The organism is Actinopolymorpha sp. NPDC004070 (genome assembly GCF_040610475.1).
Classification (GTDB): domain Bacteria; phylum Actinomycetota; class Actinomycetes; order Propionibacteriales; family Actinopolymorphaceae; genus Actinopolymorpha.
On record NZ_JBEXMJ010000006.1, the window covers coordinates 57,196 to 68,805 of the forward strand.

Sequence of the window (11,610 nt, forward strand, 5' to 3'; positions counted from 1 at the left end):
TTGGGCGGGTTTCATCCTGGGTAATGCACCACGGCAAGTGCATGCCTGCAACATTTCCGTCGCGTTGCCCCAGCCCCTGGCGAACCCGCGTCGTCGTCGATCGTGCCCGCCCCGCTGCGGAGCCCGGCGGTGACGGAGACCTCCCAGGAGCCCGGCACATGACCTCCTTGCCTCCCCTCGTCCGCGAACCCGCCTCGACCGCCGAGGCCGCCGCGCCCACGGCGGAGTCCTCGCGTCCGGCGCCCCGGCACGAACCCGGCATGGGCCCGGGCGCGCTCGCCATCCGGGTGCCCCCGGCGTCGCTGGACCCCGGCCGGCACCGGATGCCGCACTCGGCCGTACGCCCGCCCGCGGCGGCACTCGTCTCCGGCCTGCTCTACCTGCTCACCGCCGGGCGGCTGGCGAGGTTCCGCGCCCGCGGCGCCCGGGTCCAGGCGCACGCCGACGGCGCCACGGACTGAGCGGTTCGGCGTTCCGGCGTTCCGGCGTTCCGGCGTTCCGGCGTTCCGGCGTTCCGGCGTTCCGGCTAGAACGTCGTCGTCAGCTCCAGCGCGCGACCGGTCCGGGCGGACTCGGCGACCTTCAGCATGATCTCCAGGGCGTGCCGGCCGTGCTCGGCGCTGAGCGTGGGCCGCTCCCCCGTCCGCACGCAGTCGGCGAGGTGCTCGACCAGCACCGCGCGGTGCAGCAGGTCGTGCCGCGCCTGGCTCGCCCGCAGGTGACCCCACCCGGACGGTTGCACCCAGCCGTCCATGCCGGGCAGCGCGTCGACACGGAAGACCTCCAGCGGCGAGTCACCGCCGCGGCCGTCCTTGATGTTCAGCGTGCCCCGGCGGCCGAAGATCTCGACCTTGGGACTCTTCGCCGCCTGGACGTTGAAGGTGCCGTCGACGACCGCGAACGTCGCCCCGCCGAAGTCCAGCATGAACAGCGTGTTGTCGTCGGTCGTCACGTCCACCACGGTCCCGCCGAACGGCCCGGTGCCCCGCACCGTACGGGTGGGCTCGGTGATGCCGGAGAACGCCACCACCCGCTTCGCCGGCCCGAGCAGCGCGGTGATTTCCTGGATGCCGTACACGCCCATGTCCAGCAGCGGCCCCGAACCCTGCTGGTAGAACCAACTCGGGTCGGTGGGCCAGCCGTACGGCCCGCCGCCCGGGCCGGCGTGTGAGCTGCGCACCCGGGCGAACGCGACCTTCCCGATGGCGTCCAGGTCGAGCAGCCGGCGCGCCTCCTGGTAGGTGGGGAACAACGCGTCGGGCGGCGAGCACACCACCGTCAGGTTGCCGGCGGCGGCGAGCTCGATGATCTCGTCCGCCTCGTCCATGGTGTTGGCCAGCGGCTTCTCGGTGGCCAGATGCTTGCCGGCACGCAGGATCGACAGCGACGTCTTGCCGTGGAACCCGATCGGTGTCAGGTTGACCACCGCGTCCAGGTCCGCGTGCTCGAGCATGGCTTCCAGGCTCGGGTAGGCGGCGGGGACGCCGAACTCCTTCGCCACCGCCTGGGCCCGTTCGTACACCACGTCGGCGACCGCCGCCACGGTCACTTTCTCCGCGATCCACCGCATGTTCGGGAGTACGCCCACCGCGGTGGTCGCGATCATCCCCGTACCCAGGATCCCCACCCGCAGTGGCTCCTGGCCGCCCTCGGCCCTCGTGTCCGGCGTCGTGTCCGGTGTCGTGTGCGGCGTCGTCATCCCCGACCTCCACGGTCCGCGCGATCCCTCGCCGTCAACGTCGCAGACTTTTCGCGGCGTGTGGGGCCGGTGTGCCGGAGACGGCCACCACCGTCCGGGACCGGCGCGTGCTGCCGATCCGGACACGGCCGAGCAGTCAGTCGCTCTCGTCCTGGTCGCGGTGCCGCCGGACGATCGCCTCGGCCATGTTCGCGACCAGCCGGCGCGCCTCCGGCGGGTGGGCCACCTCGATGTGGTCACTGAACTGCAGCAACTGGCGCACCCCGTCGAGTTGGTCGTATCCGACGGTGATCCGCACCCGCTCGGGGACGTCGGCCGGTTCCACCGAACGCAGCCTGCTGCCGAGGATCCGGCGGGCGATGTCCTCGCGGTCGGCGTCCAGGAAAGCCGTCACGATCACCTCGTGCCGGTCCTCGAGCGCGGTCGCGAGGTCGCGGGCGACCTCGGCGAGGCTGACGCCGGGGCGGATGCGACGGTCCTCGTCGAGCACGCTCCAGGAGCTCAGCCGGGCGAGGGCGAACATCCGCGGGCGTCCGTCCACGTCGGCGACGAGGTACCAGCTACCACCGCGCGCGGACACGCCGTAGGGGTCGACGACGCGCTCCCGTACGGCGCGCTCGCCACTGGACCGGTAGCCGATCCGCAACCGCCGGCCGCGTCGCAGGTCCTCGATCAGTGCCGCGAGGTCGACCGGCTCGTGAGGTGCGAACCAGCGGGCGTTGTCGATGGCGACGACATCGGTCAGCGCCAGGGCTTCCTGACCCCTCCGACCTCTCCGGCCCCGGGCGGGGTCCGGGCGGCGGGACCGGGACGTGAGCTTGTGCGCCGCGCTGCGCGCCGCCGCGTCGACCCCGAGCTGCCGGGCACGGGTGACGTCGACGCCGATGACCTGCAGCACGTCGGTCTCCGTCGGGGTCAGCCGGCCGACGTCGATGTCCACGCCCGGGAGCAGGGTGATGCCGCCGTAGCGGCCTCGCTCGGCCACGACCGGCACGTCCGCCGCGGCCAGTGCGTCCACGTCCCGCAGGATCGTCCGCCTGGAGACCCCGAACTGCCCGGCGAGCTCGTCGGCGGTCAGCTGCCTGCTCGCCTGCAGGGCGACGAGTATCGCGAGCAGCCGTTGCGGACGATCCATCCCACCACGCTCATCCGGCCGGTCCCACCCAAATGGAGACATGGATTGTCACCTATTGATGTGAGCGTAGCCGTGCGTGGCCCGAAACCCGAGATGTCCCTTGAACCAGCCTGAAGAAGACCCTGAAGAAGGAGGACGGCGGCATGAGCGCCCCGAACCTGTTCCTGATCTACGTCACCGACGTCGAGCGATCGACCCGGTTCTACTCCCAGCTGTTCGAGATCGAGCCGATCGTCACCACCCCGCGCTACGTGCCGTTCGAGGTCGCGCCCGGAGTGCTGTTCGCGCTGTGGAGTGGACGCGGCGACACCGTGACACCCACCGCACCGCGCTCGTCCGAGGTCGGCCTGATGGTGCCGGCCACCACCGTGGACGACACCTTCAGGAAGTGGGCCGCCAAGGACGTCACGGTCGTCGAGGAACCACACGAGGAGGTCTTCGGCCGTACGTTCGTCGTGGCCGACCCGGACGGCAACCTCGTCCGCGTCTCCCCGCTCGACTGAGCGGTTCGACGAGCTGTGTGAACGGGTCGGCAAGGGGTGGGGCCGGACGGGATCGAACCGCCGACACTCGCGGTGTAAACGCGATGCTCTACCACTGAGCTACGGCCCCCGGGTCGAGGCGACAGATTACCCGGTCCGGCGATCAACCCCGCACCAGGGCGTCCCGTGCGGTCCCGCGGCTACAGCCGCTCCAGGGCGGTGAGGTAGTCGCCGACCGCGCGGGCGTCCGGGATGGCGTTGACGACCTGCCAGCGGATCGTCCCGGTCCGGTCGATCACGAAGGTGCCGCGCAGCGCGCAGCCGCGGTCGGCGTCGAAGACGCCGTAGTCCCGGGCCACCGCGCCGTGCGGCCAGAAGTCCGACAGGAGCGGAAACGTCAGCGACTCGCGTTCGGCGAACACCCGCAGCGAGAACATCGAGTCGCAGGAGATCGCGAGCACCCGGGCGTCCAGAGAAGCGAGCCGCGGCTGGGCCTTCTGCAGCGCCTTCAGCTCCCCGGTGCAAACCCCGGTGAACGCGAACGGGTAGAAGACCACGACGGTGTGCAGGGCTGCCGCCCGGCCGGCATCGGCCGTGTCACCCGAGCGGCCCGTGCCCTGGGCCTCGTCCCCGAGGAGGCGTACCTGCGCCCCGTGCTGGTCGTTCAGCGCGAAGTCCGGCGCCTGCGCACCGACCCCCGGCATCTGCGGATGCTGCGGGTGCTGCGTCGTGGCCGCGTCCACGGCACGTCCCTCCCTCTCCCGGGTTCCGGATGCCCGGTTCACGCGTAAGGCGTTCGCCGGCCGTCGTCCCACAGCCGGCGAACGCCGCCGCACACACGATTCAGCGCCTGCCGGGTCCTCAGCGCTGCCGGGTCCTCAGCGCTGCCGGGACTTCGGCGTGGCCAGCCGGGTGCCGAGCCAGTCCGGCGCCACGGACTTGCTGGTCGTCGTGGCCAGACCCGCGGTGGGCGCCGACTCGGAGATGTCGCTGGCCTCGACGTAGCCGTCCCGGCCCACCTTCGGTGTCAACAGCCAGATGACACCGCCGTCGGTGAGGTCCGGTTTGGTGTCGACCAGCGCGTCCACCAGGTCGCCGTCGTCCTCCCGCCACCACAAGATGACCGCGTCGACCACCTCGTCGTAGTCCTCGTCCACGAGGTCGTTCCCGGTGTGCTCTTCGATCGCCCGGCGCAGGTCTTCGTCACAGTCCTCGTCCCAACCGAGCTCCTGCACCACCATGCCGGGCCGTAGACCCAGCCGCTCTGCTGGCCCAGACTGGCCTTCGGCCTCGCCTGCGGTCGCGCTCACGAGTCCCGCCCTCCATTTCTCCGAATTACGTGTTGGCCGGTAGTCCAGCGCCCCGGCGCGTCGTACGCAAGTGCCCACGGTGTGTCGTACCCCGCGTCCACCCGTCGCGACTTGTCGCTCATACGGACAGTCTCGGGCAGTCTCAGCCCCGGAGCAGTGACAACCGGACCTTTCGCCGCGGATTGTCGCGGTTGGTGTCGACCAGGCACACGCGCTGCCAGGTGCCGAGCGCCAACCGGCCGGCCACGACAGGAAGCGTTGCATACGGCGGAACGAACGCGGGCACCACGTGGTCGCGGCCGTGTCCGGGCGAACCGTGCCGGTGCCGCCAGCCGAAGTCGGCCGGCAACACCGCGCCGAGCACGGCGAGCAGGTCGTCGTCGCTTCCGGAGCCGGTCTCGATCACGGCCACGCCGGCGGTCGCGTGCGGGGCGAACACGTGCAGGAGCCCGTCGGCATCCTCGGTTCCGTCGGCGCCGTCAGCGCCGTCGAAGGCCGACGCGAGGAACCGCTCGCACTCGTCGGTGAGGTCGAGCACCACCTCGCCGGAGCCGGTGCGGACCTCCACGATCTCACTGCGCATATCGGCCTTTCGGGGCGAGAGCGGTCGAGAACGGACAACTTTGGGTGAGTACTGACCGCAACGGTGGTTTCCGGCATGGTGCCCGAGTCCGGAAACAGACCAGACACTGGTACCCGCCCGCGGATGGGACGACGTAGGGTTGGCTCCCGGTTTCGCCCTGACGCCGGTGCGGGCTCTGGGTCGAGGCCACGGGCCGCCACCATGGCCCGGTGTCGGCGTTCGGCCCCCGGAAAGGCACCACCGGGACCGGGGACGACTCCTGCTCTCCCGCGAGAGACTATGAGAGTCAGGACGACGATGCACTACCTGGCACTACCTGGTGGGAGCACCCCCACACCCCCGAGAAAGGGATCGCCGTGGCTTCCGGAGCAGAGCGTAGGCCCATCATCACAGATGGACTTCCCACCCAGCTCCCCGACATCGATCCGGACGAGACCCGTGAATGGATCGAGTCGCTCGACGCGGTACTCGACGAGCGCGGACAGGAGCGTGCGCGCTACCTGATGCTGCGCCTGCTGGAACGCGCGCGCGAGCGGCAGGTGGGCGTCCCCGCGTTGCGGAGCACCGACTACATCAACAGCATCCCGCCCGACCGCGAGCCGTGGTTCCCCGGCGACGAGCACGTCGAACGCCGCATCCGCGCCTACATCCGCTGGAACGCCGCGATCATGGTGTCGCGCGCCAACCGCAAGGGCCTGGAGGTCGGCGGGCACATCGCCACCTACCAGTCCGCGGCCAGCCTGTACGAGGTGGGCTTCAACCACTTCTTCCGCGGCAAGGACCACCCCGGCGGCGGCGACCAGATCTTCATCCAGGGCCACGCGTCCCCGGGCATCTACGCCCGCGCGTTCCTGGAGGGCCGGCTGAGCGAGGACCAGCTGAACGCCTTCCGCCAGGAGGTGTCGCAGGGCGCCGGCAACGGCCTGTCCAGCTACCCGCACCCGCGGCTGATGCCGAACTTCTGGGAGTTCCCCACCGTCTCGATGGGGCTCACCGCGGTCAACGCGATCTACCAGGCGCGGTTCAACCGCTACCTCCGCAACCGCGGGATCAAGGACACCAGCCAGCAGCACGTGTGGGCGTTCCTCGGTGATGGCGAGATGAGCGAGCCGGAGTCCCTCGGCGCGATCGGGGTGGCGTCGCGGGAGGAGCTGGACAACCTCACGTTCGTCATCAACTGCAACCTCCAGCAGCTCGACGGTCCGGTGCGCGGCAACGGCAAGGTGATCCAGGAGCTGGAGTCCTACTTCCGGGGCGCCGGGTGGAACGTCATCAAGGTCATCTGGGGCCGCGACTGGGACCCGCTGCTGGCCCAGGACGTCGACGGCGTGCTGGTCAACAAGATGAACACCACCCCCGACGGTCAGTTCCAGACGTTCTCGGTGGAGACCGGGGAGTACATCCGCGAGCACTTCTTCGGCGGTGACCGGCGTCTGGGCAAGATGGTCGAGGGGCTGTCCGACGACGACCTGCGCAAGCTCTCGCGCGGCGGCCACGACTACCGCAAGGTCTACGCCGCGTTCAAGGCGGCGACCGAGCACGTCGGCCAGCCGACGGTCATCCTGGCGCACACGATCAAGGGCTGGACGATCGAGGCGCTGGAGGGCCGCAACGCGACCCACCAGATGAAGAAGCTCACCAAGGACGACGTCAAGAAGTTCCGGGACCGGCTGTATCTCCCGATCTCGGACAAGGAGATCGACGAGAACGACCTCCCGCCCTACTACCACCCTGGCAAGGACTCCGACGAGATCGCCTACATGCTCGAACGCCGCCGCCAGCTCGGCGGGCCGGCACCGGAGCGCCGGGTCAGCCCCACGCCGCTGAAGCTGCCCGGCGACGCCGTGTACAGCGAGCTGCGCAAGGGGTCGGGCAAGCAGCGGGTGGCCACCACGATGGCGTTCGTACGGCTGCTCAAGGACCTCATGCGCGACAAGGGCATCGGCGCGCGGTTCGTGCCGATCGCACCGGACGAGTTCCGCACGTTCGGCATGGACTCGATGTTCCCGACGGCGAAGATCTACGACCCGTTCGGTCAGACGTACGAAGGTGTCGACCGCAAGCTGCTGTTGTCGTACAAGCAGTCGGAGAAGGGCCAGCTGCTGCACGAGGGCATCAGCGAGGCCGGCGCCATGGGCTCGGTGACGGCGGCGGGCACGGCCTACGCCACTCACGGCGAGCCGATGATCCCGGTCTACATCTTCTACTCGATGTTCGGGTTCCAGCGCACCGGCGACTTCATGTGGGCGCTCGGTGACCAGCTCGCCCGGGGCTTCCTGATCGGTGCCACCGCCGGGCGCACCACGCTCACCGGCGAGGGTCTGCAGCACGCCGACGGGCACTCCCACCTGCTGGCCTCGACCAACCCGGCCTGTGTGGCCTACGACCCGGCGTTCGCGTTCGAGCTGTCCTACATCGTCAAGGACGCCTTGCGGCGGATGTACGGCTCCAGTGAGGAGCACCCGAACGGCGAGGACGTCTTCTACTACCTCACCGTCTACAACGAGCCGCTGGTGCAGCCGGCCGAGCCGGAGAACGCCGACGTCGAGGGCATCCTGCGCGGCGTCTACCGCTACTCCGAGCACACCGGCGAGGTCGACGACCGCACTCCGCGGGCGCAGATCCTCGCCTCCGGCGTGGGCATGCCATGGGCGTTGGACGCGCAGCGGATGCTGTCGCAGGACTGGGGCATTGCCGCCGACGTGTGGTCGGTGACGTCGTGGAACGAGCTGCGCCGGGACGCCGTGGAGGCGGAGAAGTGGAACCTCCGCAACCCCGACAGCGAGGCGAAGGTGCCCTACATCTCGCAGAAGCTCGCGGGTGCGGCCGGTCCGTTCGTGGCGGTCAGCGACTGGATGCGGGCGGTGCCCGACCAGATCTCGCGCTGGGTGCCCGGCGACTACTCCTCACTCGGCACCGACGGATACGGCTTCGCCGACACCCGGCCGGCGGCGCGGCGGTTCTTCAACGTCGACGCCGCCTCGGTGGTGGTCGGCGTGCTGGCCGCGCTGGCGCGCCGCGGTGAGGTCAAGCAGTCGACCGTACGCGAGGCCGCCGACAGGTATGCCATCACCGACCCGACGGCGGTCGCCGACGTGGCCCAGGAGGGCGGCGACGCGTAGGAGTTCGTACGGCAGATTCGCGAAACCACGAAGGTCCCCGGCTCACGAGCCGGGGACCTACGCGTTGTGGCAAGTCCCGCGCTGCTGTCCTGGGCTGTCCCTGCCCGTCGGGGCCTGGGCGGTGGCCGGGCAGGGTGTCAACCGGCGCTTGACCTGGCGGCGCGCCGCTCGCGGCGGTCGCGGTTGCGGTCCAGGAGGTCGGCCGCCGGCAGCGTGTTGATCACCCGGTCGGCCGGGACCTCGCACTCCTCGGCGCGGGCGCAGCCGTACGGCTGCCAGTCCAGCTGACCGGGCGCGTGCGCGTCGGTGTCGATGGAGAACACACACCCCTGCTCGACCGCCTGCCGCAGCAGCCGTCGAGGTGGGTCCAGGCGTTCGGGCCGGGAGTTGATCTCCACCGCGACCCCGAACCTCCGGCAGGCCTCGAACACGATGTCGGCCTCGAACGAGGACTCCGGCCGGGTGCCGCGCCCACCGGTCACGAGCCGGCCGGTGCAGTGGCCCAGCACGGTGACCAGCGGGTTGGCGATCGCGGCCACCATTCGGGGCGTCATGTCCGATGCCGGCATCCGCAGCTTGGAGTGCACGCTTGCCACCACGATGTCGAGGGACGCGAGGAGCTCGGGATCCTGGTCCAGCGAGCCGTCCTCGAGAATGTCCACCTCGATGCCGGTGAGGATGCGGAACGGCGCGAGCTCGGCGTTCAGGTCGCGGACGACCTCCAGCTGCCGGCGCAGCCGCTCCGCGGACAGTCCGTTGGCGACCTTCAGCCTGGGCGAGTGGTCGGTGAGCGCGACGTACTCGTGGCCGAGGTCGCGGGCCGTGCGGGCCATCTCCTCGATCGGGCTGCCGCCATCGGACCACTCGGAGTGGGTGTGCAGGTCACCGCGCAGCGCCGCGCGCAGGGACACCCCACCTGTCACCAGTGGCGCGTGCTCGCCTTCCAGCCGGGCCAGGTAGCCCGCGGTCTCCCCCGCGTACGCCTCGGTGGCGACCTTCGCCGACGACGGCCCGATGCCGGCCAGCTCGGTGAGCGTTCCGTCCCCGACCCGGCGGGCGAACTCGTCCTCAGGTAGCTCGGCAAGGGTCTGCGCGGCCCTCCGGAACGCCCGCACCCGCGGGGTCTCGGCGCGCCCGCGTTCGAGCAGGAACGCGATACGGCGCAGCTGGTCGATCGCCTCGGTCGCGGTCACCCGCCCACACTAATGCTCCCGGCCGGCGGTGCGAACGCGTCGGCCGGCGTGTGGATGACCGGGGCGCGCCTGGTGTCGACGTTGTCGGTCGACGTTTTCGGTCGGTGCCCGAGGATGCCCGGCAGCCCGGCCACCGTCTCCTCGGGCAGCCCGGTGACGGTCTCCTCCGCCAGGTCGCGCCACAGCCGCATGACCCAGCGAGGGCACACACGGCCGTCGGTGGTCGGCCAGGGATGTCCGTTCACCCCGGGGGCTGTACTCCGCCGCGCAGGTCGCCGCCTCGCGCAAGGTCACCGACGCGGTGCACGCGGCCGGCGGAAGAATCTTCGCCCAGCTTCTGCACACCGGCCGGATCGGCCACCCCGCTCTGCTTCCCGGCGGGCTCGAGCCCGCGCCGTCGGCCGTCGCCGCGCGAGGGCAGGTGTTCACCCCCGACGGCATGCGCGGCTTCGTCACTCCGCGGGAGTTGACCGAGGCGGACATCCGGCAGACCGTGGCCGGCCGCGTGGCCGCCGCCCGCAACGCCGTCGACGCCGGCTTCGACGGGGTGGAACTGCACGGCGCCAACGGCTACCTGATCCACGCTGCCGCGGGACCGGCCCGGCTGACCGCGCCCCGGCACGGCACACCGTGACAGCGCGCGCAACCGAGAAAACGGCTTGAAAACGTGCGAACCAGCAGAACCTCAGCAGATCGGACAAAAGCCACCGGTCAGGCCGGATTGCCGTACGACGTCGTGGCCGTGTCCCCCGCCGGCCCGGCCGACGCTCACCATGTGTCACCACGAGCGTGGGTGTCGGGACACGGTGCGTGGGACACTTCGCAGGTGCCGAGTCTTCACCGAACGTCCACCGCGGGACATCTGGAGCGCGCGAGCGGGGTGCTCGCCTCCGCCACGATCGAACGGATGGGGGAACGCCTGTCGTGGTTCCGCCGGATGAACCCGCAGGACAGATCCTGGATCGGCCTGGTCGCGCAGACGTTCTTCGCGGCGTTCGTCGCGTGGTTCCGCGACCCCGGCCGGGGCCCGATCTTCACCGCGGACGTCCTCGGAACCGCGCCCCGCGAGCTGACCCGCAAGGTCACCCTGCACCAGACCGTCGAGATGATCCGGATCGGCATCGAGGTCGCCGAGGAACGCGTCGACCAGATCGTCCCAGAGGAGGACGTGGCCCGGGTACGCGAGGCGGTCCTGCTGTACTCCCGGGAGATCGCCTTCAGCGCAGCCGAGCTGTACGCCCGGGCGGCGGAGATGCGCGGCGCATGGGACGCCCGACTGGAGGCGCTCATCGTGGACGCCGTTCTGCGTGGCGAGACCGACGACGCGGTGCGGTCCCGCGTGGCGGCCCTCGGATGGTCGGAGTCCGCGCCCGTCCTGGTGGTGGTGGGCGCCACTCCCGCGGGTGACCCGGAGGCGGGTGTGGAGCTGATCCGGCGGGACGCCCGGCAGGCCAGGCTGGACGTCCTGACCGGCGTGCAGGGCGACCGGCTGATCGTCATCCTCGGCGGCGAGGCCGACCCGGCCAAGACCACCGCCCGGTTCGCGGCCCACTTCGGTCCGGGCCCGGTCGTCTACGGGCCGGTGGTGACCGACCTGATGGGTGCGTCCCGGGCGGCCCGCGCCGCGATCGCGGGATACCTCGCCGCACCGGCGTGGCTGGACGCGCCGCGCCCCGTCGGCGCGGAGGAACTGCTCCCCGAGCGGGCGCTGTCGGCGGACGAGACGGCCCGCCGTCAGCTGGTCGTCGACATCTACACCCCGCTCGCGCAGGCCGGCCCGGTGCTGCTGGAGACGCTGGCGGCGTTCTTCGAGAACGGCGGCTCGGTGGAGGCCACGTCCCGGATGCTGTTCGTGCACGCCAACACCGTGCGTTATCGGCTCCGGCGGATCACCGAGCTCAGCGGTTACTCTCCGTCGAACCCGCGCCATGCGTACACGCTTCGGATCGCGCTCACCCTGGGCCGCCTGCACGCCCACCAGGAAGCGTCCCCGCACTGACTTTGTAGGGTTCCTACAGAGAAGTTCGCGAAACTTTCGTCTGCCCGGGGCGCCCTTCGGGACCGTTCAGCCGTCAAGGTGGATTTC

Annotated in this window: 12 protein-coding genes and 1 tRNA gene; 5 read left to right on the top strand and 8 right to left on the bottom strand. The window is 70.8% G+C overall.

Going from position 1 to position 11,610, the window contains the following annotated elements; all coding sequences use genetic code 11:
• The first annotated feature begins 158 nt into the window (after window positions 1–158).
• Complete coding sequence (locus tag ABZV93_RS12790; protein WP_354934120.1) at window positions 159–461, top strand: hypothetical protein; 303 nt, start codon at window positions 159–161, stop codon at window positions 459–461.
• A gap of 65 nt (window positions 462–526) precedes the next feature.
• On the opposite strand, the gene ABZV93_RS12795 is transcribed toward ABZV93_RS12790, so the two are convergent.
• A complete protein-coding gene (locus ABZV93_RS12795) occupies window positions 527–1,699 on the bottom strand; it encodes a Gfo/Idh/MocA family oxidoreductase (RefSeq protein ID WP_354934123.1) in 1,173 nt (390 codons plus the stop codon).
• A gap of 136 nt (window positions 1,700–1,835) precedes the next feature.
• Window positions 1,836–2,834: a WYL domain-containing protein gene (locus tag ABZV93_RS12800; protein WP_354934126.1), complete on the bottom strand. Its 999-nt coding sequence runs from the start codon at window positions 2,832–2,834 to the stop codon at window positions 1,836–1,838.
• A gap of 143 nt (window positions 2,835–2,977) precedes the next feature.
• On the opposite strand from ABZV93_RS12800, the gene ABZV93_RS12805 reads away from it, so the two are divergent.
• On the top strand, window positions 2,978–3,337 hold the full coding sequence (locus ABZV93_RS12805) for a VOC family protein (RefSeq protein WP_354934129.1): 360 nt from the start codon (window positions 2,978–2,980) through the stop codon (window positions 3,335–3,337).
• Between the two features lie 37 nt (window positions 3,338–3,374).
• Here the strand turns inward: ABZV93_RS12805 and ABZV93_RS12810 are convergent.
• From ABZV93_RS12810 to ABZV93_RS12825, 4 genes are all read right to left on the bottom strand, one after another.
• Window positions 3,375–3,446, bottom strand: a tRNA-Val gene (locus ABZV93_RS12810).
• Between the two features lie 70 nt (window positions 3,447–3,516).
• Window positions 3,517–4,059, bottom strand: a complete 543-nt coding sequence (locus ABZV93_RS12815) for a peroxiredoxin (protein WP_354934132.1) — start codon at window positions 4,057–4,059, stop codon at window positions 3,517–3,519.
• 135 nt (window positions 4,060–4,194) lie between these two features.
• On the bottom strand, window positions 4,195–4,626 hold the full coding sequence (locus tag ABZV93_RS12820) for a DUF3052 domain-containing protein (protein WP_354934135.1): 432 nt from the start codon (window positions 4,624–4,626) through the stop codon (window positions 4,195–4,197).
• 142 nt (window positions 4,627–4,768) lie between these two features.
• The gene (locus tag ABZV93_RS12825; RefSeq protein WP_354934137.1) at window positions 4,769–5,209 is read right to left on the bottom strand and encodes a YjbQ family protein; all 441 of its coding nucleotides are present in this window, start codon (window positions 5,207–5,209) and stop codon (window positions 4,769–4,771) included.
• A 356-nt stretch (window positions 5,210–5,565) separates the two neighbouring features.
• On the opposite strand from ABZV93_RS12825, the gene aceE reads away from it, so the two are divergent.
• Window positions 5,566–8,331: a pyruvate dehydrogenase (acetyl-transferring), homodimeric type gene (gene aceE / locus ABZV93_RS12830; protein WP_354934140.1), complete on the top strand. Its 2,766-nt coding sequence runs from the start codon at window positions 5,566–5,568 to the stop codon at window positions 8,329–8,331.
• A gap of 137 nt (window positions 8,332–8,468) precedes the next feature.
• Here the strand turns inward: aceE and ABZV93_RS12835 are convergent, their stop codons facing one another.
• Together ABZV93_RS12835 and ABZV93_RS12840 are read right to left on the bottom strand one after the other, a co-directional pair.
• Entirely contained in the window at window positions 8,469–9,524 is a 1,056-nt protein-coding gene (locus ABZV93_RS12835) for a PHP domain-containing protein (RefSeq protein WP_354934143.1), read from the bottom strand.
• The gene (locus ABZV93_RS12840) at window positions 9,521–9,769 is read right to left on the bottom strand and encodes a hypothetical protein (protein WP_354934146.1); all 249 of its coding nucleotides are present in this window, start codon (window positions 9,767–9,769) and stop codon (window positions 9,521–9,523) included. Before ABZV93_RS12840 ends, ABZV93_RS12835 begins: the two co-directional genes overlap by 4 nt.
• A gap of 8 nt (window positions 9,770–9,777) precedes the next feature.
• Between ABZV93_RS12840 and ABZV93_RS12845 the strand changes: the two genes are divergently transcribed.
• Both ABZV93_RS12845 and ABZV93_RS12850 read left to right on the top strand, forming a co-directional pair.
• Window positions 9,778–10,158 (top strand): hypothetical protein, encoded by a 381-nt coding sequence (locus ABZV93_RS12845; RefSeq protein ID WP_354934821.1) that lies wholly within the window; start codon window positions 9,778–9,780, stop codon window positions 10,156–10,158.
• Window positions 10,159–10,350: 192 nt separating this feature from the next.
• Window positions 10,351–11,523: a helix-turn-helix domain-containing protein gene (locus ABZV93_RS12850; RefSeq protein ID WP_354934149.1), complete on the top strand. Its 1,173-nt coding sequence runs from the start codon at window positions 10,351–10,353 to the stop codon at window positions 11,521–11,523.
• Window positions 11,524–11,610 lie beyond the last annotated feature (87 nt).